Below are 24,779 nucleotides of genomic sequence, written 5' to 3' on the forward strand. Positions count from 1 at the left end.
CGTCCTTGCGTCACGACCTTGCGAGGCGGGCTGGAGTCCCGACCCGCTTCGGCAGGTCACGGGCCCGGTCCGTTCACCACCAGTCAAGGCAGGGCGCCTTCTTAGGTGCCCGGGGGAGAACGCGTGGCAGTGTCCTCGAACAACCCGTCCGCATCCCGCACCTACGTTCTGGACACCTCGGTACTGCTCGCCGACCCGGCGGCGATGAGCCGCTTCGACGAGCATGAGGTCGTCCTCCCGATCGTTGTCGTCACCGAGCTGGAGGCCAAGCGGCATCACCCCGAGCTGGGGTACTTCGCCCGTGAGGCCCTTCGGTTCCTGGACGACCTCCGGGTGCGGCACGGGCGGCTGGATGAACCGATGCCGATCGGCGTCGGAACCATCCGGGTCGAGCTCAACCATAGTGATCCATCCGTCCTCCCCGCGGGCTTCCGCCTCGGGGACAACGACACGCGCATCCTCACGGTCGCGCAGAACCTCGCGGCCGAGGGCCGCGACGTGGTTCTGGTGTCGAAGGACCTCCCGATGCGGGTGAAGGCCGCCTCCATCGGCCTGGCCGCCGAGGAGTACCGCGCGGGGATGGTGGTCGAGTCGGGCTGGACCGGCATGGCCGAGCTCCAGGTCACGACCGAAGAGGTCGAGGCCCTCTTCGAGAACGGCACCGCGGACCTGGAGGACGCCCGCGAGATGCCCTGCCACACCGGTCTCCGCCTGCTGTCGAGCCGCGGCTCCGCGCTCGGCCGGGTCCTGCCGGACAAGTCCGTACGGCTGGTCAGGGGCGACCGGGAGGTCTTCGGCCTGCACGGCCGGTCCGCCGAGCAGCGGATCGCCCTCGACCTGCTGATGGACCCCGAGGTCGGCATCGTCTCACTGGGCGGCCGCGCGGGCACCGGCAAGTCGGCCCTCGCCCTGTGCGCGGGCCTGGAGGCGGTGCTCGAGCGCCGCCAGCACCGCAAGGTCATCGTCTTCCGCCCGCTCTACGCCGTGGGCGGCCAGGAGCTCGGCTACCTGCCCGGCTCGGAGAACGAGAAGATGGGCCCGTGGGCGCAGGCCGTCTTCGACACCCTCGGCGCGGTGACGACGCCCGAGGTGATCGAGGAGGTCCTCGACCGCGGCATGCTCGAGGTGCTGCCCCTGACCCACATCCGCGGCCGCTCGCTGCACGACGCGTTCGTCATCGTGGACGAGGCGCAGTCGCTGGAGCGGGGTGTGCTGCTGACCGTGCTCTCGCGGATCGGCGCCAACTCCCGTGTGGTGCTCACCCACGACATCGCCCAGCGCGACAACCTGCGCGTGGGCCGGCACGACGGCGTCGTGGCGGTCGTGGAGAAGCTCAAGGGCCACCCGCTGTTCGCGCACATCACGCTCACCAGGTCGGAGCGTTCGCCCATCGCCGCGCTGGTGACCGAGATGCTGGAGAACATCGCGGTCTGACCTGATCGAACGTCACGGGGGGAGATGGCCGTTCTTGGGGGCCAGATCCCAGTACTCCCGGCACGTGTGGACCTTCAGGGGTCCCGTGTCGCCGGGAGTGCCGTGCGCGATCTCCACGGCCCAGACCTCCGAGCGCAGCCGTGCCGTACAGGTGATCTGGGCCATGGCGATCCTGGAAATCTTCAGGCCGCTGACGAACACGCGCATGCGCAGGGTCACCGTGTTGTCCGGGTCGTTGCGGCTGCTCGGGTCGGGCGCGTAGCGGACCAGTTGCACCTCGGCGAGATGAAGCCCGTCCAGCGCCGTGGTCAGCCTGTCGGCGGGCTGGGCGCCCGCCTTGAACAGGGTGGCCATCAGGTCGTTGACGTGGGCGGAGCCCACGGCGACGTTCGTCAGCTGGAGTCGCCCGTCGCGGACGAGATAGATCCTGGTGAGACTCGACGCCCCGCGCGCGATGGGGGCGGGGCCGGTGTCGACGACGCCCGTCGGCGGCACGCCGCACGCCGCGACCACGGCGGCCGTCAAGGCGACCAGGAACGCCCGGGCGCCTCTCATGACCGGGGGATCCCGAGCCGGAAGAGGGTGCCGGGCTCGCGCCGCTCCACGGTGATGGTGCCGTTGTGCAACTCCGCGTTGGCCTTGGCGATCGCGAGCCCGAGACCGCTGCCGACGCTTCTCGCCCGGTCGGACCCGGCCTTGAAGAATCTGTCGAAGACGTGGGGCAGCGCCTGCTCGGGGATGCCCCTTCCGTGATCGCGCACCGTCACCTCCAGTCCTTGCCTGTCGACGCGGGCGCGTACAAGCACGGGCGGCGAGCCGTGCTGGAGCGCGTTGCCCACGAGGTTGGCCACGATCACGTCGAACCGGCGTGGGTCCAGGGAGAACGTCAGCCCGACGGGCATGGTGAGTTTCACCTGGTCAGCCCACCCGCGCATCTCCAGGGAGTCGGCCAGGCAGTCGCCCACGTCGACGCTCTCCTTCCGCAGCACGGCCGCGCCGGAGTCGAAACGGCTGATCTCGATCAGGTGCTCCACCAGCACGCGGAGCCTGTCGATCTCGCGGACCACGATGAGCATCGCCTCGCCCGCGTCGTCGGGCAGCCCTGCGGCGTCCTCGGTCAGCATGTCGGTCACCGCCGTCATGGCGGTCAGCGGAGTGCGCAGTTCGTGGGAGACGTCGGCGACGAAGCGGCGGGACAGCGACTCCAGCGTGCGCAGTTCCGAGACCGTGTGCTCCAGGGCCGCGGCCGTCTCGTTGAAGGTCGCGGTGAGCTCCGCCAGTTCGTCCTTGCCCCGGACGGGGAGTCTGACGTGCAGGTCGCCGGACCCCAGCGCCCGGGCGGCCACGCCGAGTCTCCGTACGGGCAGCAGCACCCGGCGCGCCGACACCAGGGCCACGGTCAGCGCGATCGTCAGCGTGATGCCTCCCGCCTGCGCCAGGGCGTTGCGGAGGCGGAACAGGACGCCCTCCTCCTCGGCCAGGGACACGAAGACGTACGCCGTGAGCCCCGTGGCCCGCTTGGCGCCGCTTTGGTTGACCCGCTGGATCTGGGTGGCCACGAGCAGCCACGGCTGGTTCCCGATACGCAGGCGCTGGTAGACCAGCCGCCTGCCGGCCTGCCAGCGGAGCTGGTCGGGGACGTCGCTCATGGTGAAGCGACCGCCCGGGCTCGTGTGCTGGAGGTCCCCGTAGGTCATGATCACCGTGCGGCCGGGACCGCTGAGCGCGTTGACCAGGCCGGCCAGGTCGTCGTCGGTGACGGTGGAGTCACTCGGCCACACGACGTCGCTGGCCCCGACGGGCAGGGTGACCGTGGAGAGCGTGTCGCGCACGTCGGCGACGGCGGCCCGCTCGGCACGGTCGAGCAGTTCTCTCCGGACGAGTTGGTAGCCGAGACCCGCGACCATGGCGGACGCCGTCACCGCCACCAGGAGGAAGGTGATCACCAACCGGGCCCGGAGCCCGGTGGGCACCCAGGTCATGGCGGGCTGAAGCGGTACCCGAACCCGCGGACCGTGTGGATGAAGACCGGGTCGGCGGGCACCGGCTCGATCTTGGCCCGGATCCGCTGCACGCACGCGTCGACCAGTCGCGAGTCCGCGACGTGGGTGTGGTCCCAGACGGCGCGCAGCAGGTAGCGGCGGTTGAGCACCTGACCCGAATGGCGGACGAGTTCGAGCAGGAGGCGCAGCTCGGTCGGGGTGAGATGGATCTCGCGGCCGTTCAGACTGATCTTGAGGGCGCCCCGGTCGATCACCAGGTCGCCGAAGCTGACGCGGTCGGCGGACGCGGACTCGAGTCTCCGCAGGATCGCCCGGATGCGGGCGTCGAGAACCCGCGGCTCGACGGGCTTGACCACGTAGTCGTCGGCGCCCGCCTCCAGCCCCACGACCACGTCGAGATCGTCGCCCCGCGCGGTCAGCAGGATGATCGGCAGCGAGTCGAGCTTGCGGATGCGGCGGCAGACCTCCACCCCGTCTATGCCGGGGAGCATCACGTCGAGGATGACGATCTCGGGCCTCCGCGCTCGCACATGGTCGAGCGCCTCCTCACCCGTCGCGAACGTCGTCACCGAGTGGCCCTGGCGGGTGAGCGCCAGTTCGAGCCCGGTGCGGACGGAGGGGTCGTCTTCGACGAGGAGGATGCCTGCCACGCGGTCATTATGGTTCGGTCCGGACGTTCTCCCATCTTCGACATGAAACTGTGACATCGGGCGCACATGATCCCGACGAAACGAGGGCAAGCTGGAAAGGGCATCCTGTCGGGTCCGCTGTGACGGGATTTACGGGTGATGTGACCAAAATCACATTTCTATGGAAAGTCCATGTAGCGGGCCGGTTAGGTCAAGAGAACACCAACTGGGTTTCACGATTCGGTTGCGCAACACCCCCCAAGACAGGGCAAGCTCAGGTGCCGTGAGCTCTGGTCAGCAGCTGAGGGATCGTCCGCCCGGGTCGCGCTCTCGTTCGAAGCGCCCCGACGTCCAATCGAAGCCCGGCTGGGTCACCCCCAAGCGGGTCGCCATCATCGGCGTCACGATCGCGGTCCTCGCCGGCGGCACGGCCTACGTCGTGCGCACGGCCATGGACAACGCGAAGGCCCCGAGGAACGTGCTCACCCTCCAGGACATCGCCAACAGCGATCCCTACGCGCCCAACCCGGAGAACGACGCGCTCAAGGCGCATGCCGTCCAGGCGCTCAAGCAGGCCAAGCTGAAAGAGCTCACGGACAACCGCAAGGCCGACCTCGACCCCGTGAAGATCGTCCCCAAGGCCCCCGGCGGCGGCGGCTTCTCCCCGGCGAACTTCCCGCCCGGCTCAACGCCGGACCCCGGCAGCAACAAGGCGCTCGGCAAGCAGATGGCCGACGCTCGCGGCTGGAGCAGCGAGTGGGGCTGCCTGGAGAAGCTGTGGGACCGTGAGAGCCACTGGAACCAGCGGGCGATGAACCGCTACAGCGGCGCGTACGGCATCCCCCAGTCCCTGCCCGGCAGCAAGATGGCCAGCGCGGGATCCGACTGGCAGACCAACCCCGCCACGCAGATCAAGTGGGGGCTCGGGTACATCGCCGGCCGGTACAAGTCGCCCTGCGGAGCATGGGCGCACTCCCAGTCGACCGGCTGGTACTAGACCGAATCCGCCCAGCCTTCCGCCGGTCCGTTCACACCGGTGAGGCGTCCATTCTCTGGTCAGATTTGGTCGACCTTTCGGCAAGCCTGAGGGGATACCGCCGGTCTGCACTGCACCCTTGGCCTCATGGGTGTGAAGGTCAGCGTGGTTGTGCCCGTGTTCAACCCCGGGCTGGCGGATGACGCCTTCGGCGCGTGCGTGCGTTCGCTCCTCGAGCAGTCGCTCCCGCCGGAAGAGTACGAAGTGATCTTCGCGGACGACGGATCGACGGACGGCGCGCGCAAGCGGCTCGACGCGATCGCCGCGAACCGGCCCAACGTCCGCGTGCTGCATCTGGACCACAACGGCTCCCTCGCCCGCGCGCGCAACGTGGGCCTGTCGGTCGCCTGCGGCGACTACGTCTACCTGATGAACCAGCACGACCGGCTGGAGCCCGCCGCGCTGGAGCACATGTACGGCATGGCGGTGGAGGCCGACGCGGACGTGCTGGTCGGCAGGGTGGTGGACGGCGGTCCGCCGCTGTCGGCCTTCACCCGGAACCAGCCTCGCGCCGACGTCCTGCGCGACCACCTGCTGGCGTTGCCGACGGCGCACAAGCTGTTCAGCCGCGAGTTCGTCGAGTCCCACCAGTTGCGCTTCCCCGACCGCCCCTTGTCCGAGCCGTCATTCGTGACCAGGGCGTACCTGGCGGCGAAGGTGGTCGCGATTTTGGCCGAGGAGATCTGCTGCCATCTCGGGCCGATCGAGGACGAGTCGCCGGACCCCGAGGCGCTGTTCGACGGGCTGCACGCGATCCTCGACGTCGTCGACGCCCACACCGGGCCGGGCCGGCAGCGTGACCGCATCTACGCCCACTGGTACCGGGTGCTGGGGCTGCGCCGCCTCGGCGGGAGCCGTTTCCTGGCGACCCCCGACGACGAGCGCACGATCCTGTTCTCCCTGCTGTACCGCCTCACCGTCGAGCGTTTCCCGCCGGCCCTGGACACCTACCTCCCCGTCCATCTGAGGGCTCGGGTGGCACTGCTCCGCCACGGCAGGATGCAGACGCTCATCGAGCTCGCCGCGGCGTTCCAGGGCACGCGGCTGCGCGCCGAGTTGCGCGACGTGCGCTGGGAGCAGAGCGTGCTGGCCCTCGACCTCGGCGTCGAGATCGTGCGCGCGGACGGGAGCCCGCTGCGGTTCCGGTCGGAGGGAGGGCGGCTGTTCTGGACGCCCATGGTGCCGATGCACGGGCTGCTCGACCAGGAGGCGGCCGACGTCACCCAGGCGGCGGACAAGGCCCGGATGGAGGTCTACATCCGCGACGCGGAGACCGGCGTCATGTACTTCCTCCCGGTGACCAGCACGGTCGGCAGGGCCGCCGTGGGGGACCAGGTGCGCGTCTGGGCGAGCGGCGAGGCCCGGCTGGACGTGGGATCGGCCGCGCTGGGCAGGCCGCTGCGCCCGGGCGTGTGGGAGGTCCACGTGCGGATGCGCGGCGTGCATCCCGGCCGCACCCGCGTCGCCCGGCCCGACGCGCCGATGAACTGCGCGGGGGTGCTCGCGGAGGACCCCCGCCGGCTGGTCGTGCCGTGCTGGTCGGAGCGCGGCGAGCTCAGCGTCTGCGTGGAGCCCAAGTCGTTCCCCGAATCGATCGCGCTCGTGTCGTCGAGGACCTCGGTCGCCCACCAGGAGGGCCACGTCTTCGTCGTCGTGCCCGTGCCGTACGTGCCGCCCAGTGGGGGACCGCCGGCGGAACTGGTGCTGCGCGAGCGGGACGGACGCGGCCGGAGCATGGCGGTGCCCGCGCTCGTCGAGCCGGGGATCCCCGGGCGCCTGGCCGGGCAGCTCATCGCGAAGGTGCCGGTGAGCCGGATGGGCGGGGACGACAGCATCGGGCCGGGATCCTGGCGGCCGAGCCTGCGGATGGACGAGAAGGACGTCGACCTGCTGTTCGGCCTGACGGTGGGCCGCGGCGGGCAGGTGAGCGTCCTGCCCGCCGGAATGCGGCCCGCGCCGTCGCTTCTCAGGAGGATCGCGCGGCGGATCCTTCGTTACCGTTCGAGCAGGTGAGCCAGGAGCGCCTCGCGGAACTCGGCGGGACTGTCGATCTGGGGGCCGTGGCCGCCGCCCTCGATGACCACCTCGCGGTAGGCGCCGTAGAGGTCCAGGGCCGCTCGCGTCTGGGCGATCATCGGCTGGGCCGGGGTGCCGTCCCAGCCGGGGACCGCGCCGATCGCGCCCAGGTGCGCGAGGTCGAACAGCGACGTATCTGAGACGATCACGTCCTGCGCTCCTCTGATCCACAGGATCGGCGGCTTGGGATCGATCGTGTGCAGGTCGTCGATGCGGAAGTTGGTCGGGGCGAGGGTGTTGAGCACGCCCCGCTTGCCCGGCGCGAGGCCCGGCCACGCGTCGGTGGCGGCGGAGTCGCCCGGATAGTGGTCGTCGCCGATGCGGGTGGACAACATCGACTCCACGAACGCGTCCTCCTCCTCGCCCAGGTCCGTGCCGGGGGCCACGTAGGCGGCCCGGAGCACGGAGCGGGGGGAGATGGGCGAGTCCGCCGTCAGGTCACGGGCCTTGATCGCCGCGACGAAGTCCGGGTTGGCGGCCCCGCCGCCCGATCCGGCGCCGTCGGGGTGGTTGAGCGCCCCCTCGGGACCCTGCGTCCCGCCGAAGCCGTACGGTGAGCAGGGGTTGACCAGCGTGAGGCTCCTGACGGCCTCAGGCCGGTCGCGGAGCGCCTGCATGACGACGGCTCCGCCCAGGCTCCAGCCGACGAGATGCGCCGGCCCGATCGTGTCGAGGAACGACAGCACGTCGTCGGAGTAGTCCCGCACGCCGCGGGACGCGTCCACCGGTTCCGGGTCGGAATCGCCGAACCCGCGCAGGTCGAGGGCGAGCGGCCGGAACCGCCCGGCGATCGCCGTCATGGTGGAGTGCCAGAACGTGCTCGACGAGACGTTGCCGTGGACGAACACGACGGGGTCGCCCGTCGCCTCCGGCACCGAGACGACGTTGAGGGTCAGGCGCGGCGTGGTGACGCGCTCGGACGAGATCGATGAACTCATTGCGTGGCTCCGAGAGAGCAGGTGTTTTCCAGGTCGCCCGTGGTCGGGCGGGGAACGGTACGGCTGGCGGGGGGCGGCGCGCCGGTGCCGATCCACCGCTCGAGAGCGGTGAAGGCGCTGCGGAAGCACGGCAGCAGCGGGCGGAGCTGGTCGGGATAGGCGGGGTACAGACCGTCGACGTGGTTGCCGTCCTCGATCCGGTAGTACCGGAACAGGCCGTCACGGTGGTGGTCGGCGATCATGTTGGCGTAGACGTCCGAATCCTGGCTGATGGGGAGCAAGGTGTCCAGAGTGCCGTGCACGGTGATCAGCGGGCGCTTGATCTTGCCGGTGAGGGAGACCCTCTCCACGGCCTGGTGCACGCTCTGGGGCCTGGACGCGTAGTCGTAGTCGGTGTCGCAGGCGGGCGTGCCCGTGGCGCAGTACGGCGTGCCCGCCTGGGTGACGCCGTCGAAGTCCGGGTCGAACTCCTCGCGGAAGATCCGCTGGGTGAGGTCCCAGTAGATCTGGTAGTGGAAGGGCCACAGGAACTCGGAGCCGGGCGCGAAGCCCGCGGTGAGCATGCCCTGAGTGTCACCCGAGGGGTAGGCCCGCAGCGCCGCCGGCAGGAACGTCAGCAGGTTGGGCCCGTCGGCCTTCCACAACACGCCTTCCCAGTCGACGCCGCCGTCCCACAGGTCGGGACGGTTCTCGAGCTGCCAGCGCACGAGGTAGCCGCCGTTGGACTGGCCGGCGACGATGGAGGTCTTCGGCGCCTTGCCGTACCTCTTCTTGACGACCTTCTTGGCCGCGACGGCGAGCTGGCTGACCCGGTCGTTCCACTCGGCGACCGCGTCGCCGGGGCGCTTGCCGTCGAGGTAGAACGTGGCGCCGACGTTGCCCTTGTCGGTCGCCGCGTAGGCGTAGCCCTTGGCGAGCGCCCAGTCGGAGATCGTGAAGTCGTTGGCGTAGGTCTCCCTGTTGCCCGGCGACCCCGCGACGACCAGGCCGCCGTTCCAGTGCTCGGGGAGCCGGATGACGAACTGCGAGTCGTGGTTCCACCCGTGGTTGGTGTCCCCGGTCGAGGTGTCGGGGAAGTAGCCGTCGATCTGCGTGCCCGGCACGCCGCTCGGGTTCACGGCTCCGGCGGAGTTGAGCCCGGACCAGTCGGTCACGTCGGTGTGGCCCGAGACCAGGGTGCCCTTGGTGGTCAGGTCGTCGAGGCAGGCGCTGATCTGGTGCTCGGCTCCCGGCACGGCGATCGACCGGCACGAGGAGGCGGAGGCGGGGGCGGCGGTGAGCCCGGCGGCCGCGACCACCGCGGCGATGAGCAGCCCCTGGACACGGCGGGACATCAGGCCTCCTTCACGATGTGGACGGGCAGCTGGCCGGGGGTCGAGGTCGCCTCGATGGCGGTCAGATCGCGGTCGCGGGTCTCCTTGGACAGGTAGACCGCGAGCAGGGTGAGCACGGCCGCGCCCGCCACGTAGATGGAGACGGGAAGGCCGGAGTCGTAGGCGCCGAGGAGGGCGACGGCGATGATCGGGGCGAGCGCGCCGGCCACGATCGAGGCGAGCTGGTAGCCGATCGACACGCCCGAGTAGCGCATGCGGGTCCCGAACATCTCGGAGAAGAACGCCGCCTGCGGTCCGTACATCGCGCCGTGGAAGATCAAGCCGACGGTCACGGCGAGTGTGACCAGGAAGAACGACTTCGTGTCGATCAGCGGGAAGAAGGCGAACGCCCACAGGCCCATCGCGGCGGCGCCGAACAGGTAGACGGGCCGGCGGCCGACCCTGTCGGAGAGCGCGCCCCACAGCGGGATCGTGACGAAGTGGATCGCCGAGGCGATCAGCACCGCGTTGAGCGCGGTCTGCTTGGACAGGCCGGCCGCCTCCACCGCGTACACCAGGATGAAGGCGGTGATGACGTAGTAGGAGATGTTCTCGACCAGCCGGGCGCCGATCGCGAGGACGACGTCACGCCAGTGGTAGCGGAACACGTCGAGGATGGGCATCGACGGCGCCTTGTCCTGCTTGGCGAGCGCCTCCTGGAAGACGGGGGACTCGGTGACGGTGAGCCGGATCCACAGGCCGATCAGCACGAGCACGCCGGACAGCAGGAACGGGATCCGCCATCCCCAGGCGAGGAAGGCGTCGTCGGGCTGGACGGCGGTGAGCAGCGCGAGCACGCCGGTGGCGATCAGGTTGCCGCCCGGGGCGCCGGCCTGCGGCCACGAGGCCCAGAAGCCGCGGTTGCGGGGCTCGCCGTGCTCGGAGACGAGCAGCACCGCGCCGCCCCATTCGCCGCCGAGGGCGAAGCCCTGGATCAGCCGGAGCAGGGTCAGCAGGACGGCGGCTCCGGCGCCCAGCGTGGCGTAGGTGGGCAGGAGACCGATCAGGAACGTCGCGCCGCCCATCATCAGGAGACTGATGACGAGCAGTCGCTTGCGGCCGAGCCGGTCGCCGTAGTGGCCGAAGACCAGCCCGCCGAGCGGGCGGGCGGCGAATCCCACGGCGTAGGTGAGGAAGGAGAACAACGTGCCCGTGAGTGCGTCCTGCGTGGGGAAGAACAGCTTGTTGAAGACGAGCGCGGCCGCGGAGCCGTAGAGGAAGAAGTCGTACCACTCGATCGTGGTACCGATCAGGCTGGCGCCGACGATCTTGCCGATCCGGGTGCGGGGTGGCGATGTGCTGACCATCTCGAACTCCTCGCATGGGGGGTTCCGGCCAACGTACGCAGTGACCCGGATCACTCCTATGGGGCCTCCACACACACCTCAGGCGTCGGGCATGTGGGTGCGCAGGCGGTGCAGTCTCAGGGCGAGCTGGATCTCCAGGGCACGCTCGGGCTCCTGCCAGTCGCCGCCGAGGAGTTGCCCCACCCGGTCGAGCCGCTGGGTCACCGTGTTGACGTGGATGTGCAGCGCGTCAGCCGTACGGGACAGGGAGCCGCCCACGCCGAAGTAGGCCGTCAACGTCTTGACCAGGGCGGTCCCGCGCCGCGTGTCGTAGTCGAGCACCGGGCCGAGAGCCGAGACGAGGAAGCCGGCGACGTCGCGGCCCTCGCCGATCAGCAGGCCGACGAAGCCGAGTTCCTCCGCGCTCGCCCCGTCGCCCGTGCGCCCGAGAGAGATCAGCGCGTCGGCGCAGCGCTGGGCCTCGCGGTAGGCCTCCGCCACCGGAGCGGGGCTGCCCGCCGCGGCGCCCGCCGTCGCCGGACGCCCGAGGGAGGCGCTCAGCTCGGCCGCGGCTCGGCGCGCCATCAGGCCCGGCTTGTCGCCGGGGAGCAGCAGGACGACCTCGTCACCGCGCGCGGCGGCCAGACCGTGGGCGACGGACGCCTGCGACGATGCCCAGAACGCGGCGCGCTCCCGCTGCCCCTCGTGCCGGGCGACGATCAGCACGTGCGGGGCGCCGAGGTCCACGCCGAGCCTGCGTGCCCGGTCACGCAGGCCGCCGAGGTCGGGCCGGGAGATGAGGTCGTCGAGAAGCTCGCCGCGTACCCTGCCCTCGGCTTCGGACACGCTGCGCCTGAACAGCAGCAACAGTGCGGTCACCAGGGCCGCCCGCTCCAGGATGCGCTGGTCGGTGTCGGAGACCGGGCTGTCGGTCCGCAACACCAGCGTGCACAGCGGCGCCGCGCCGACGTCGACCGAGGCCACGAACGCGTCGCCCCTCTTGACCGTACGGCCGAGCGCGCGCGACGACTGGGCCGCGTCGAACACTCCCGCGTCCAGGTCGCCCGCCTGCCCGACGAGCGGCCGGCCCTCGTCGTCGAGGACGGTCAGGCTGCCGCCGAGCACCTCGGTCACGACGGCCGCGACGTCCTCCACGCCGCCGCCCCGCAGGACGAGGCCGGTCATCCGGTCGTGGGCGTCCGCCGCCCGCTCGATGGCCTCGCTGTGCGCGCGGATCAGACCGTTCGCCTGGCTCAGCTCCGCCAGGGCGGCCCTGGTCTCCTGCAGCAGCCGGGCGTTGTCGATCGCGACGGCGGCGTGCGCGGCCAGCGAGACCAACAGCGCCACCTCCTCCTGGAGGAACGGCCGGGCGCTCCGGTTGGCGGCGAACAGCACGCCGATCACCTGGGCGCCGATGCGGAGCGGGACGCCGAGAATGGCCACCAGGCCCTCCTCGTGCACCGCCTCGTCGATCGTGTTCGTGTGCCGGAAGCGCGGGTCGTCGAAGTAGTCCGCCGTGTTGTACGGCATGCCCGTCTGCGCGACGAGTCCGCCGAGGCCGGCGCCCATGGCCAGCCGTACCCGCCGGAAGTGCGCGGAGATGGAACCGTCCGTCACCCGCATGTAGGTGTCGCCGTGCTCCGGGTCGTTCAGCGTCATGTAGGCGATGTCGGTGCCGAGCAGCAGCCGGGCCCGGTGCACGATCGCCTCGAGCACCGCGTCGAGGTCGCTCAGCCCGGCGAGGTCGCTCGCCGTGTCGAACAGGGCCGACAGTTCGGCCTCCCGCTTGGCCCTCCTGCGCAACATCGCACGGACCTTGAGCGCGGCGACCTTGGCCTGCTCCAGGTCGTCGAGCGTCGCGGAGTCGGCGCCGGCCGCGCGCGCCTGCAGGACCGGCCCCTCGAACTCCACGGCCGAAGCCTCCCTGACCAGGAGTTCGAGGTAGACGTTCACGTCAGCGCGCGCTCCATCCTCCGTCGAGCGGGATCGACACCCCGGTGATGAACGACCCCTGCGGGCCGCACAGGTAGGCCACCATCGCGGCGACCTCGTCGGGCTCGATCAGCCGCTTGATCGCCGCCGGCGCGAGCATGACCTGCTCCACGACCTCGTCCTCGCTGATGCCGTGGGTCCGCGCCTGGTCGGCGATCTGGTTCTCCACGAGCGGGGTGCGGACGTAGGCGGGGTTCACGCAGTTCGACGTGACGCCGTGCGGCGCCCCTTCGAGCGCGATCACCTTCGAGAGTCCCTCGAGTGCGTGCTTGGCCGTCACATAGGCCGACTTGTACGGCGAGGCGCGCAGGCCGTGCACCGAGGAGATGTTGACGACCCGTCCCCAGCCTCGCTCGTACATACCGGGCAACATGGCCCTGGCCAGCAGGAAGGGCGCCTCGACCATGACCCGGAGGATCTTCGAGAAGGTCTCGGGAGGGAACTCCTCGATCGGCGCGACGTGCTGGAAACCCGCGTTGTTGACCACGATGTCGGCGGAGATCTCGCCGCCCAGCTGGTCCTGCCAGGCGGTCAGGAAGGCGGGGTCGGACAGGTCGACGACGAGGGGGGCGCCGCCGACCTCCGCGGCCACCTGTTTCGCGGCGTCGCCGTTCACGTCGGCGACGATCACGTGCGCGCCCTCGCCGGCCAGCCGGCGGGCGCAGGCCCGGCCGATGCCGCTGCCCGCACCCGTCACCAGAGCGGTACGCCCTTCAAGGCTCATGACGATTCACCCTAGGAATCGCGGCCGGTCCGGCCCATGGGGGCGGCAGACATAGATCGTCGTCCTCCTATGTGGGCCGGGTCATGGAGAGCACGTCGAGGATCTCGTCGAGTTGCGCTTCCGACACCGTGCCGTCGGCGACGTGGCCGCGCTCGACGACGACCTGCCTGATCGTCTTGCGCTCCGCGAGCGCCTGTTTGGCGATCTTCGCGGCCTCCTCGTACCCGAGGTACCGGTTCAGCGGGGTGACGATGGACGGGGACGACTCGGCGTACTCCCTGAGCCGGTCGGCGTTGGCGGTGATCCCGCTGACGCACCGGTCGGCCAGCAGTCGCGAGACGTTCGCCAGCAGCCTGATGGACTCCAGCACGTTGCGCGCCATGACCGGGAGCATCACGTTGAGCTCGAACGCGCCGGAGGCCCCGGCCATCGCGATCGTCGCGTCGTTGCCGACGACCTGCGCGGCCACCATCGTGACCGCCTCGGGGATGACCGGGTTCACCTTGCCCGGCATGATCGAGGAACCCGGCTGGAGATCGGGAAGGTTGATCTCCCCCAGGCCCGCCCGCGGACCCGAGCCCATCCAGCGGAGATCGTTGGCGATCTTGTTGAGGGAGACCGCGACCACCCGCAGCGCACCCGAGAGCTCGACCAGGCCGTCTCTGGCGCCCTGCGCCTCGAAGTGGTTCCTGGCCTCGGTGAACGGGAGACCGGTCGTGCGGCTCAGCTCCGCGATGACGGTGGCCGCCCAGTCGGGGGCGGGGACGTTGATGCCGGTGCCGACGGCCGTGCCGCCCAGGGGCAGCTCGGCGAGGCGCGGGATCACGCTCTGCAGCCGTTCGATCCCCAGCTCGATCTGCGTGGAGTAGCCGCCGAATTCCTGGCCGAGCGTGACGGGCGTGGCGTCCATGAGGTGCGTGCGGCCCGACTTGACCACGTCGGCGAACTCCGCCGCCTTCTGCTCGAGCGCCGACGCGAGGTGCTCGAGCGCGGGGGTCAGGTCGTGCGCGACCGCCATGGTGGCGGCCACGTGGATCGAGGAGGGGAACACGTCGTTGGACGACTGGGCCGCGTTGACGTGGTCGTTCGGGTGTACCGGCCGTCCCAGCCGCTCCTCCGCGAGTGTGGCGACGACCTCGTTGGCGTTCATGTTGGACGAGGTGCCCGAGCCGGTCTGGAACACGTCCACGGGGAACTGGTCGTTCCAGCGGCCCTCGGCCACCTCGTCCGCCGCGTCCCGTACGGCCTCGGCCAGGTCTTTGTCGATGACTCCGTACTCGGCGTTGACCGTGGCGCAGGCCGCCTTGATCCGCCCGAGTGCGGAGATGTGCGCGGGCTCTAGCCCGCGGCCTGAGATGGGGAAGTTCTCCACGGCCCGCTGGGTCTGCGCCCGCCATTTCGCGCGGGCGGGAACCCGCACCTCGCCCATGGAGTCGTGCTCGATCCGGAAATCGTCCATGCCCCAGTCCTATCAAGTGCCGCCGGGACCGGCGGCGAAGGCCGCCACCGCCACGACGGCGAGCACGATGAAGACGGCGAGTGCGATCGCGAGCACCGTGAGGAGACGCCTCCCGGTGCCGTCCGTCTCCGGCTGGGAGGGATCACCTCTCATCGCGAACAGGTCCGTGCCGAGCCCGCGATCACCGGACGGGGCGGGGAGCTCGGGCGGCGGGCCGGAGACCTGCGGCGGCGTCGGCACGACAGGCGCAGCCGCCGGCCCCGGCATGGCGGGTCGGACTGCGCCCGGTGGCGGTGCGGCGGGTCGCGGTGCGCCCGGCCCCGGCATGGCGGGTCGCGGCGCCGGATGCCCCGCGGCGGGAGCGGCCGGACCGGGGGGACGGCCTGAACCCTCACGCGGAAGGGGGCGACCCGGCAGCCTGCCGGGGGCCGTCGTGTCCTCCTCAGAAGTCCCGGCCGCGGCCGGCCCGGGTGGCGGGCTCGCCGAAGCGGACGTCGGCGAGGAGGCGGGCGCCGGTCCCGGAGGACCGGGCAGGGGCCGCTTGATCACCATCGTCCCCTCGTCGTCCGCCCGGTGTGACGCGGAGCGCGGGGAGGCAGGCGGCGCGGGCCGGGGTGCCTGCGCGGAGCGCTGAGCGGGAGGTGGCGCGGAGCGGGGAGCGGCGGGCGGCGTCCGGGGGGCCGGGGACGGCGAAGCCGTACGGGGAGCCGCGGAGGGGTGCGGCCGGCCTGACGGGGTGTCGGCCACCGCGCGTAACATCGCGGCCGCCCTGTCGGGCGAGAGCCGTAAGGTGTGGTCCTTGTTCAGCAGGCCCTCGAGCACGGGGCGCAGCGGGCCCGCCTGGGTCGGCGGGTCCGCGGTCTCGGTCATGAGAGCCGCGAGCGTCTCCTGGACCGTGCCCCGTTCGTAGGCGGGCCGCCCCTCGACGGCGAAGTACAACGTCGCGCCGAGCGACCACATGTCCGACTCGGGACCGGTGTAGTCGCCTCTGGCCCGTTCCGGCGCGGTGTACCCCGGCGATCCGATCACCATGCCGGTCCGCGTGAGAGGGCTGTCGCCGGGCGCCTTGGCGATGCCGAAGTCGGTCAGGACGACCCTGCCCGCGTCGGTCAGCAGCACGTTCCCGGGCTTCACGTCGCGGTGGAGGATGTTCTGGGCATGCGCGGCCCGCAGCGCTCCCAGCAGGTCGTAGCCGATCTGGGCGACCAGCCGGGGCGGGAGCGGGCCCTCCTCGTCGATCACCTGCTCGAGTGATCGCCCGTCGACCAGTTCCATGACGATCCACGGACTGCCGTCCACCTCGATGGCGTCATGGATCGTGGCGACCGACGGATGACGGACCCGGGCCGCGATCCGGCCCTCGCGGATCATGCGCTCCCGCAGCTCCTCGCGCTGCGCACGGTTGAGCCCCGGGTCCTGGCGGATCTGCTTGAGCGCCACGACGCGTGCGAGTGAGCGGTCGAAGGCGCGCCAGACGGTGCCCATCGTGCCCCGGCCGATGGGTGTGATCAGCTCGTATCGACCGGCGATCAGCCGCGGTTGCTGTTCCGGCATATTAAGAAAGATAGCGATTCTCGGTTGAGAAGCGTCTTCCGGTCACTTGAGTTTTTTCGGCCGGTACCGACGCGGCAGCACCATCGCGATGACCTGGACCAGCCGCTGGATCACCGGAACGCCGACGGAGTGATGCCTGGTGGGTCCGGTGGGCTTGCGATGCACGCCCTCGGCCGGTCGTCGCGGATTCTGGGGGTAGCTCCTGGTCTGGTGCGGGCCCGAGTCCTGAGGGTCGCGCGGATAGCTGCGCGGCGCCACGCCCGGCGCGGGCCGGGGCTCGGCCCGGTGCTGCCCCCGGTGTTGTGGCCTGCGCGGAGCCGTCGGCACCGCCGTCGAAGCCTGGGGACGGATCGGCCGGTGCGGTTGCGGGCTCAGGTCCTCCCCGCTCCCGCCGGCGGCGATCCTGGCGAGAAGCACCGCCGCGCGGACCGCGTCGAGGCGGACGGCCGGGTCGATCTGGAGCAGCCCGCGAAGGACGGGCGCGAGCGGGCCCGCCCGCTCCATGGGGATCGGCGCGCCGCTGGTGAGTGCCGCCAGGGCGGCCGCGGCGGAACGGCGGCCGTGCAGGCCGCGTCCTTCGACCGCGGTGTAGAGCGTCGCGCCGAGAGACCACAGGTCGGCCGCCGGGCTGGCCTTGTCGCCCAGCACCCGCTCGGGCGCGATGTAACCGGCGGAGCCGAGCACGATGCCCGCCTGGGTCAGGGAGACGTCGCCCTCCAGAGCGGCCAGCCCGAAGTCCGTCAGCACGGTCCGGTCCTGGGTCACCAGCACGTTGCTGGGCTTCACGTCGCGATGGAGGATGCCCTTGGCGTGGACGGCGCGCAGCGCGCCCAGCAGTTGCCTGCCGATGTCCGCCACGTGCCGGGGGTCGAGCGGGCCCTCCTGCTTGACGATCTCCTCGAGGGATTGGGCCTTGAGCAGCTCCATCACGATCCACGGACGTTCGTCCTCGGTGATCACGTCGAACACCGTGATGACGGAGGGATGGGCCACCATGGCGGTGGCTCGGCCCTCGCGCTCGGTCCGCGCGCACAGCTCGGCCCGCAACTCCTCATCGAGGACCAGTGGCAGCCGGACTTCCTTGACAGCCACGTCACGGTCGAGAAGCTCGTCGCGCGCACGCCAAACGGTGCCCATGCCGCCGCGGCCGACCGGCTCCATGAGCCGGTAGCGCGCGGCTAACTGGTATCCGGACGGCGCACGCATGGGTGGCAGCTTACCGATTCGTGCCACATGACCTGTAGAGACCATGCCGGGAAATTGTTGAGATCTTCTGTCAAATGTTCTGACTTGCGGGTCGTAGGTCAGCGACGACCGATGGTAAGGAGCGAGCAGCGGCAGCGCATCGGGCGACCGGCCGGGTCGTTGACGGTCGCGTCGCGGGTCGGGCTGGGCGCAGGATCTGGATGTGCCGAGCAGGGTTCTCGCCGTGTGATCATCCGGATGGCCGAGCTTTCCGAGATCGCCGAGAAGGCGGGCCTGAAGGGGCCGGACGGGTATTTCCCTCTAAGGTCGAGGAAAAGAGCCGAGAGGATCGGCCTGTTCCTGACCTGGAGAGTGTTTAAACGATGCGTGAATATCAGGCCGTCGTCAGGGTCGCCCACGAGGGCTTGACCCTGTCCGAGGACGACGCGCGGGAAACACTCGACCTGGTGACCGGTGAACTTCTGATGTATTCGCCCGCGGCTCGGCTCTGGCAGGACCGGAGCGAGTTCACCATGACTGTAGGCGTGCCGTCCCTGTGGGATGTTGCGCCGTTCGCCGGGCGTTCCATCCGAGACGCCTTCAAGGCTGCCGGACTGGACGTTGCCGTTGTGCGCGTCGACGCGTGGCTGGTAGAAGAATGGGACGAGGAGCAGGAGGCGACCGGCACGGCCCCCATCTATTCGGAATAGACCCCCGTGTCTTACCTATCCTGCCTGCGGTGCCGAAAGTTGAGCCCGTTTCGAAACAGTCAGCCTCGGGGCTCGGGTTCCTCACGTATCCGCCGTTCTTCCCGGGCAACCTCGTCAATGAAGCTCGTCAAGATCGGCAACGGAAGGCTGCTGTCTTTCAGCAGGACCTGCGGGTCCGTGCAGATGCCATCGCTGGGATAAAGCACAGTCACCAGCGCAGGCCCGAGCTCCTGATCAACGAGCTCTGCCAGTTCGATTGCCCATGCGTCGTCATATATCGCGTCGCGGTAGGCCATGACGTGGAACTGCCGTTGGCCGTGCTCAAGGCGAACTGTCACCTGTCGATCGTCGCATGATCACAGAACGGGTAAACGCTGTCGGGGTTGTTCGGGTACTCGTATATTTCGCCGCCGAGCTGTCCCACTGAACCGAACAGCTTGTTCGCGGCAAGGCCCTGTTCGCTCATGCGTTGGGCGTCGTCATGGATGCTGAAGACCTGGGCCTGGCCGCAGGTGGAGAACGTTGCCTGCTGGACCTTTCCCAGGCGGCGTATGGGATTATGGCCGATTTCGAAATTCCCCACGAGGCTGGGGCGGCACGTAGTGACCGCGCTAAGTGGAATTGCAGTCGTTGCCACAGGCCGGCCATGGCCGTTGGTTTAGCCCCACGTGCAACCTCGTTTGGTCTGAAACCGCGTATGTAGGCCGTACGGGTTTTGAACGGCTGGCACGGCTCCTTCGCGAGCCTTGGCGGAATGGGTCCGCATCTGGGTGGGTGCGACAGAGGTGGCCCTCGGCCCTGGGTGCCACGCTCCGGCGGGCTGTGCCCCGTGGGGGGCACGGATACCCGGCCGAGCGCGGCACTCAGGCGTGGGCCCTACGCGCCCGAGGTGCGTACAGGGATGGTGGTGAACGTCGGTGATGGTTGCTGTGCGGTGAAGAAGTCGTTGCCCTTGTCGTCGACGACGATGAACGCGGGGAAGTCGACCACCTCGATCTTCCAGACCGCCTCCATGCCGAGCTCGGGGTATTCCAGGACCTCGACCTTGGTGATGCAGTCCTGGGCCAGACGTGCCGCGGGGCCGCCGATCGAGCCGAGGTAGAAGCCGCCGTGCTCCCGGCACGCGTCGGTGACCTGCTTGGACCTGTTGCCCTTGGCCAGCATCACCATGGACCCGCCGGCGGCCTGGAAGCGCTCGACGTAGGAGTCCATGCGCCCGGCCGTGGTCGGCCCGAACGACCCGGAGGCGTACCCCTCGGGCGTCTTGGCCGGGCCGGCGTAGTAGACCGCGTGGTCCTTGAGGTAGCCGGGCATCTCGCCACCCTCGTCGAGCAGCTCCGCGATCTTGGCGTGGGCGATGTCGCGGGCGACGACGAGCGGTCCCGTGAGGGACAGCCGCGTCTTGACCGGATACCCGCTGAGCTCGGCGAGGATCTCCGGCATCGGGCGGTTGAGGTCGACGGCGACGACGTCGTCGGACAGGTGCTCGTCCGTCGTGTCGGGCAGGAACTTCGCCGGGTCGGTCTCCAACTGCTCCAGGAAGACCCCCTCGGAAGTGATCTTGGCCAGGGCCTGGCGGTCGGCGCTGCAGCTCACGGCGATGGCGACGGGGCAGGACGCGCCGTGCCGGGGCAGCCGGATCACGCGGACGTCGTGGCAGAAGTACTTGCCGCCGAACTGGGCGCCGATGCCGAGCTTCTGGGTGAGCTCGAAGACCTTCTTCTCCATCTCGAGGTCGCGGAAGCCGTGACCGCTCGTGGAGCCTTCCGTCGGAATGGAGTCCAGGTACCGCGCCGACGCGTACTTGGCCGTCTTGAGCGCGAACTCGGCGCTGGTCCCGCCCACCACGATCGCCAGATGGTACGGCGGGCAGGCGGCGGTGCCGAGGGAGCGGATCTTCTCCTCGAGGAACTGGAGCATCCGCTTCTCGTTGAGGACGGCCTTGGTCTCCTGGTAGAGGAACGACTTGTTGGCCGAGCCGCCGCCCTTGGCCATGAACAGCAGCTTGTACTCGTCCGGGTGGCCCGCCGGGTCCTCGGCGTACAGCTCGATCTGGGCGGGCAGGTTGTTGCCCGTGTTCTTCTCGTCCCACATGGTCAGCGGAGCCATCTGGGAGTAGCGCAGGTTCAGCTTGGTGTACGCGTCGTACACGCCGCGGCTGATGTGCTCGGCGTCGCTCCCGTCGGTGAGGACGTGCCTGCCGCGCTTGCCCATCACGATCGCCGTGCCGGTGTCCTGGCACATCGGCAGGACGCCGCCCGCCGAGATGCTCGCGTTCTTCAGCAGGTCGAGCGCGACGAAACGGTCGTTCCCGCTCGACTCGGGATCGTCGACGATCTTCCGCAACTGGGCGAGGTGGGAGGAGCGGAGGTAGTGCGAGATGTCGTGGACCGCGGTCTCGGTGAGCAGGCGCAGGGCCTCGGGATCGACCTCGAGGAACCTCCGTCCCGCCGCCTCGGTGACGCGCACCCCCTCTGTCGTGATCAGGCGGTATTCCGTCTCGTCCGGGCCCAGCGGCAGCAGGTCGGTGTAGTCGAACTCGGGCATCCTCGGTCCCTTGCGTCATCGCGTTTTCCCCACAGCGTACGGCTCTGCCGGCGCGGTTCCGCTTCGCCCTTCTTTTGATCGAATTTATACGTCAATAAGGTCATAAAACGGGATAATTAGCCCTGATGGCATGAGGGGGAGGCCATGGGGACCGAAGTCATGATGATGATCTTCTTCGGTGCGGGGATCATGGTCGCGCTGGCGTTCTCGCTGCTCGCGATCGTTCTGCACGAGATCCGCGACGAGCGTTCGAACCGGTCGTCCGAAGTCCGAGCGAAATCCCGGCGATGACGACGGCCGCGCCGGCGAGGTCCGGCGCCGACGGCAGGCCCAGGCCGAGGACCACCGAGGTGCTGATCGCGCCGACCGGGATCATCCCGGCGAACAGTCCGGCGCGGTCGGCGCCGAGCCGGGGCAGCGAGTCGTACCAGAGGAAGAACGCCACCGTGGTCACGATGAGGGACAGATAGCCCAGCCCCAGCGCCTCGGGGATCGTCGGCATCCTGAACATGGCCTGCCCGTCCATGACGAAGCCGATGACCAGCAGGAACGGGACGGCGAGGGCCGTCGAGTAGGCCGAGACCCGGATCGGGCCCAGCGAGGGCAGCAGGGGCAGCGCGAGGAGCGAGAAGCAGACCTCGCAGGCGATCGCGCCGAGCGACCACATCAAGCCGGGCAGGTTGCCGCTGCCGAAGCCCGTCGCGAGCAGTGCGCCGGCGACCACGACCAGCGCGGCGGCGATCACCCTCGGTGAGGGCAGTGACGGCCCCGACCCCCGTGCGAGCGGGCCGAGGACGGCGAGCGCCAGCGGCACCGTGGCGAGGACGGTGCCCGTCAGCGCGGGACTCGACGCCCTGGTGGCCTCGATCACGCACACGTTGAAGATCACCAGTCCGGTCAGGGACAGGCCGCAGAGCAGCCCCCAGGCGGACGGCCCGAGCCTCGCCTGCCGTACGGGTCCGCGGGCCCTCGCGACGACGAGCAGGATCACGGCGGCGAGCGCATAACGCAGGGCCTGCCCGCCGTAGAGGGGGTAGCCGCCGATGAGGCCGGAGACGGCGGCCAGCGTGCCCACCATGAACATCGCCGCGGCCGCGCCCGCCGCGGCGGGCATGGTCCGGGGACGGGGAGAGGTCTCACTGAGGGAAGTCACGTGTGGAGATGCTAGGAAGCCAATGGTTCACTGAACGGGTCCAATCGGGCAGTGGAATCGAGTACCAATGGCAGACCTGCATCTCCCGCTCGACCGGAGCGCGGGCGGGCTCGCCGGGCAGGTCGCCCGCGAGCTGAGAGAGTCGATCCGGTCGGGGCGCCTGGCCCAGGGCACCCGCCTTCCGGCCAGCAGGGACCTCGCGAGGGACCTCGGACTGTCGCGCGGCGTCGTCGTCGAGGCCTACGAGCAGCTGGTCGCGGAGGGCTTCCTGGAGGCGAGGGTCGGTGCCGGGACCCGGGTGGCGGCCGCGCCCAGCCAGACCGCCTCGGTCGCGGGCGACAGGCCCGAGCCGGCCGCGCCGTACTACGGGCACCGGCCGACCTCGCCCGACCTGGCGGCGTTCCCCCGCCAGGCATGGCTTGCCGCGATCAGGCACGTGCTCATGACGGTGCCCAACGACGCGCTCGACTACGGCGATCCCGGCGGCGTCCCGGAGTTGCGCGAGCAGTTGGCTCCGTATCTGCGCCGGGTGCGCGCCGCGGACGCGACCCCGGAGAACCTGGTGATCGTCACCGGCATGGCGCAGGGGCTCAGCCTGGTCATCCGCGTCCTGGCGGAGCGGGCGGGGCGCAGGGTGGCCCTCGCCGTCGAGGACCCCACGAGCCCGCGCCAGCTCCCGCTGCTGGCCCGCGCGGGGGCCGACCTGATCCGGGTGCCCGTCGACGAGGAGGGCATGGTCATCGAGGACCTGGCGGGGACGGGCGCCGAGGTCGCCCTTCTCACGCCCGCGCACCAGTACCCGACGGGGGTCGTGCTCTCTCCCCGCCGGCGGGCCGAGCTGATCGCCTGGGCGTCGAGGACCGGGGCCGTGGTGCTGGAGGACGACTACGACGCCGACTTCCGCTTCGACCGCGAGCCCGTGGGCTGCCTGCAGGGGCTCGCCCCCGGCCGGGTCGTCCTGGCGGGCAGCGTCAGCAAGTCGCTCGCCCCCGGGCTGCGGCTCGGCTGGCTGGTGGCCCCGCCGCACATCGCCGGGTCGGTACGGCGGGCCAGGGGGGAACTCGACCTCGGCTCTCCCGTCATCGACCAGCACGCGCTCGCCCACCTCGTCGGGTCGGGGGGCTACGACAGGCACCTGCGCCGCATGCGCAGGGAGTACCGGGTGCGCAGGGACGCACTGGTGGACGCCCTCGCCGAGCATCTTCCGGAGATCACCGTGCACGGGATCTCCGCGGGCCTCCACCTCTACGCCGAACTGCCGGACGGCAGGCAGGAGGCCGTCACCGAGGCGGCGAGGGCCGCGGGGCTGAGCGTCGATCCGGTGACCCGGGACGGAGCGAGAAGTCGGTCCCCTGCGCTCGTCATCGGATTCGCGCGGCTGCCCGCCCACCGCATCCTGCGGGCGGTCGAGGAGGTCGCCGGACGTCTCGGATAGGCCGCCCGGGTCCCTGCCTCAGGAGGTGGCGGGCGCCGTCGCGGCGGGAGCCGTACGAGGCTGGAAACCCCGTGCGAGCAGGATGATCACGGCGGCGAGCACGAGCGGCGCGGTGAAGGCGATCCGGTAGTCGGCGGCGTCCGCGATGCCGCCGACCAGGGCGGCGCCGACGATGAAGCCCACGTAGTTGAACAGGTTGACCCGCGCGATCGCCACGCCGGTCCCCGCGGGGTCCAGGCGGCCGGCGGCCGAGAACGACTGGGGGGCGACGACCGACAGGCCGATTCCGGTCAGCGCGAAGCCGGCGATGGCCAGCGGCTCGGAGGGCGCGACGACGATCGCGACGAAGCCCAGCGTGGCGACCGCTCCGCCGATCCTGACGATGAAGGCGGGCCCCCACCTGCGGACGGCGAGGTCGCCGCCGATCCTGACGACGAACGTGGTCGCCTGGTAGGCGCCGAGCGCGAGCGGCACGACCGCCGCCGACGCGTGCATGACCTTGTCCATGAAGACGGAGCCGAAGTTGGAGACCGACGAGTCGCCCACGTAGAGGAAGGCCATCGCGAGGCAGAGCGGGATGATCGCCTTCCAGGGGACCTGGGGGCCGGCGTGCGCGGCCTCCACCTCCACGTGCTCCTCCTCCGGCGTGCAGAGCCAGTTGGAGGCGACCAGTGAGATGACCACGGCGGGTGCCAGGGCGATCGCGAACGTGGCGGGCAGGGCGAGGTCCATGCCGCCCGCGGCGGACGCCCACAACGCTCCGATGACCGCCGCGGCGCTCCACAGGGCGTGGAAGCCCGTCAGGACGGGCCTGCCGTACCGGCGCTCGACGGTGACGCCCTGCATGTTCATGCCCGCGTCGACCCCGCCGAGGCTGAGCCCGAACAGGACGTTGGCCGCCACGAGCGTCGGGACGTTGGGGGCGGCGCCGGCCAGGACGACCGCGACACACGCGAGCGGCTGGACGAACCTGAGGATCCAGCGGCTGCCGAACCGCGTCGCGAGGCTTCCCGCCACCACGCTGCCGATCCCGGCGATGACCGGGACCACGAGCAGCAGGATCGACAACTCGCCGTCGGTGAGCCCGTGTTTCTTCTGCAGCGCGGAGACCTGGGTGAGCAGGGTGGCGAACGTGAGGCCCTGGACGAAGAAGACGGCGAAGGTGGCGAGACGCGCCCGCCGGTCGCGTGGCTGGGGCACCGCGGCCTCCACGAACATGAGGGGGGTTCAAGTTCCGTCAGACTA

Annotated in this window: 21 protein-coding genes; 5 read left to right on the forward strand and 16 right to left on the reverse strand. The window is 70.4% G+C overall.

Annotation, left to right across the window (positions count from 1 at the left end; genetic code table 11):
• Positions 1-123 precede the first annotated feature (123 nt).
• Positions 124-1,434 carry an RNA 5'-3' helicase PhoH2 gene (gene phoH2 / locus Psi02_RS08405; RefSeq protein ID WP_275415164.1) on the forward strand — a complete coding sequence of 437 codons (1,311 nt, stop codon included), beginning with the start codon at positions 124-126 and terminating at the stop codon, positions 1,432-1,434.
• 12 nt (positions 1,435-1,446) lie between these two features.
• Here phoH2 and Psi02_RS08410 read toward each other — a convergent pair whose 3' ends face one another.
• From Psi02_RS08410 to Psi02_RS08420, 3 genes are read right to left on the reverse strand one after another with little or no spacing between them, the layout of a single operon-like run.
• Positions 1,447-1,989: a hypothetical protein gene (locus Psi02_RS08410; protein WP_203972882.1), complete on the reverse strand. Its 543-nt coding sequence runs from the start codon at positions 1,987-1,989 to the stop codon at positions 1,447-1,449.
• The gene (locus Psi02_RS08415) at positions 1,986-3,416 is read right to left on the reverse strand and encodes an ATP-binding protein (RefSeq protein ID WP_203972883.1); all 1,431 of its coding nucleotides are present in this window, start codon (positions 3,414-3,416) and stop codon (positions 1,986-1,988) included. The genes Psi02_RS08410 and Psi02_RS08415 overlap by 4 nt, the downstream gene beginning before the upstream one ends.
• Complete coding sequence (locus Psi02_RS08420) at positions 3,413-4,087, reverse strand: response regulator (protein ID WP_203972884.1); 675 nt, start codon at positions 4,085-4,087, stop codon at positions 3,413-3,415. Before Psi02_RS08420 ends, Psi02_RS08415 begins: the two co-directional genes overlap by 4 nt.
• 262 nt (positions 4,088-4,349) lie before the next feature.
• Between Psi02_RS08420 and Psi02_RS08425 the strand changes: the two genes are divergently transcribed.
• Entirely contained in the window at positions 4,350-5,063 is a 714-nt protein-coding gene (locus Psi02_RS08425) for an aggregation-promoting factor C-terminal-like domain-containing protein (protein ID WP_239094714.1), read from the forward strand.
• A gap of 126 nt (positions 5,064-5,189) precedes the next feature.
• A complete protein-coding gene (locus Psi02_RS08430; RefSeq protein WP_203972885.1) occupies positions 5,190-7,115 on the forward strand; it encodes a glycosyltransferase family 2 protein in 1,926 nt (641 codons plus the stop codon).
• On the opposite strand, the gene Psi02_RS08435 is transcribed toward Psi02_RS08430, so the two are convergent.
• The 8 genes from Psi02_RS08435 to Psi02_RS08470 form a co-directional block, all read right to left on the reverse strand.
• Positions 7,097-8,116 (reverse strand): alpha/beta fold hydrolase, encoded by a 1,020-nt coding sequence (locus tag Psi02_RS08435; RefSeq protein WP_203972886.1) that lies wholly within the window; start codon positions 8,114-8,116, stop codon positions 7,097-7,099. The two genes, Psi02_RS08430 and Psi02_RS08435, sit on opposite strands and share 19 nt — an antisense overlap.
• Positions 8,113-9,450 carry a 3-hydroxybutyrate oligomer hydrolase family protein gene (locus tag Psi02_RS08440; RefSeq protein WP_203972887.1) on the reverse strand — a complete coding sequence of 446 codons (1,338 nt, stop codon included), beginning with the start codon at positions 9,448-9,450 and terminating at the stop codon, positions 8,113-8,115. Before Psi02_RS08440 ends, Psi02_RS08435 begins: the two co-directional genes overlap by 4 nt.
• The gene (locus tag Psi02_RS08445; protein WP_203972888.1) at positions 9,450-10,796 is read right to left on the reverse strand and encodes an MFS transporter; all 1,347 of its coding nucleotides are present in this window, start codon (positions 10,794-10,796) and stop codon (positions 9,450-9,452) included. Before Psi02_RS08445 ends, Psi02_RS08440 begins: the two co-directional genes overlap by 1 nt.
• Positions 10,797-10,874: 78 nt before the next feature.
• Positions 10,875-12,728 (reverse strand): helix-turn-helix domain-containing protein, encoded by a 1,854-nt coding sequence (locus Psi02_RS08450; RefSeq protein ID WP_203972889.1) that lies wholly within the window; start codon positions 12,726-12,728, stop codon positions 10,875-10,877.
• Between the two features lies 1 nt (position 12,729).
• Positions 12,730-13,491, reverse strand: a complete 762-nt coding sequence (locus Psi02_RS08455; RefSeq protein WP_203972890.1) for a 3-hydroxybutyrate dehydrogenase — start codon at positions 13,489-13,491, stop codon at positions 12,730-12,732.
• Between the two features lie 67 nt (positions 13,492-13,558).
• The gene (locus tag Psi02_RS08460) at positions 13,559-14,950 is read right to left on the reverse strand and encodes a class II fumarate hydratase (protein ID WP_203972891.1); all 1,392 of its coding nucleotides are present in this window, start codon (positions 14,948-14,950) and stop codon (positions 13,559-13,561) included.
• 12 nt (positions 14,951-14,962) lie between these two features.
• The gene (locus Psi02_RS08465; RefSeq protein ID WP_203972892.1) at positions 14,963-16,504 is read right to left on the reverse strand and encodes a serine/threonine-protein kinase; all 1,542 of its coding nucleotides are present in this window, start codon (positions 16,502-16,504) and stop codon (positions 14,963-14,965) included.
• Between the two features lie 42 nt (positions 16,505-16,546).
• Entirely contained in the window at positions 16,547-17,710 is a 1,164-nt protein-coding gene (locus Psi02_RS08470) for a serine/threonine-protein kinase (protein WP_203972893.1), read from the reverse strand.
• Positions 17,711-18,072: 362 nt separating this feature from the next.
• Between Psi02_RS08470 and Psi02_RS08475 the strand changes: the two genes are divergently transcribed.
• Positions 18,073-18,399: a hypothetical protein gene (locus Psi02_RS08475; RefSeq protein ID WP_203972894.1), complete on the forward strand. Its 327-nt coding sequence runs from the start codon at positions 18,073-18,075 to the stop codon at positions 18,397-18,399.
• Positions 18,400-18,458: 59 nt separating this feature from the next.
• Here the strand turns inward: Psi02_RS08475 and Psi02_RS08480 are convergent, their stop codons facing one another.
• The 4 genes from Psi02_RS08480 to Psi02_RS08495 all read right to left on the reverse strand — a co-directional run bounded on the left by Psi02_RS08480 (position 18,459) and on the right by Psi02_RS08495 (position 22,099).
• Positions 18,459-18,737, reverse strand: a complete 279-nt coding sequence (locus tag Psi02_RS08480) for a hypothetical protein (protein ID WP_203972895.1) — start codon at positions 18,735-18,737, stop codon at positions 18,459-18,461.
• Positions 18,734-18,982 (reverse strand): hypothetical protein, encoded by a 249-nt coding sequence (locus Psi02_RS08485; RefSeq protein ID WP_203972896.1) that lies wholly within the window; start codon positions 18,980-18,982, stop codon positions 18,734-18,736. Before Psi02_RS08485 ends, Psi02_RS08480 begins: the two co-directional genes overlap by 4 nt.
• A gap of 293 nt (positions 18,983-19,275) precedes the next feature.
• The gene (locus Psi02_RS08490; RefSeq protein ID WP_203972897.1) at positions 19,276-20,946 is read right to left on the reverse strand and encodes a fumarate hydratase; all 1,671 of its coding nucleotides are present in this window, start codon (positions 20,944-20,946) and stop codon (positions 19,276-19,278) included.
• Between the two features lie 187 nt (positions 20,947-21,133).
• Positions 21,134-22,099 (reverse strand): DMT family transporter, encoded by a 966-nt coding sequence (locus Psi02_RS08495; RefSeq protein WP_239094715.1) that lies wholly within the window; start codon positions 22,097-22,099, stop codon positions 21,134-21,136.
• A gap of 67 nt (positions 22,100-22,166) precedes the next feature.
• Between Psi02_RS08495 and pdxR the strand changes: the two genes are divergently transcribed.
• Positions 22,167-23,534 (forward strand): MocR-like pyridoxine biosynthesis transcription factor PdxR, encoded by a 1,368-nt coding sequence (pdxR, locus tag Psi02_RS08500; RefSeq protein ID WP_203972898.1) that lies wholly within the window; start codon positions 22,167-22,169, stop codon positions 23,532-23,534.
• Between the two features lie 18 nt (positions 23,535-23,552).
• Here pdxR and Psi02_RS08505 read toward each other — a convergent pair whose 3' ends face one another.
• A complete protein-coding gene (locus Psi02_RS08505) occupies positions 23,553-24,734 on the reverse strand; it encodes an MFS transporter (RefSeq protein ID WP_203972899.1) in 1,182 nt (393 codons plus the stop codon).
• Positions 24,735-24,779 lie beyond the last annotated feature (45 nt).

Source organism: Planotetraspora silvatica, from assembly GCF_016863315.1.
In the GTDB taxonomy this organism is placed as follows: domain Bacteria; phylum Actinomycetota; class Actinomycetes; order Streptosporangiales; family Streptosporangiaceae; genus Planotetraspora; species Planotetraspora silvatica.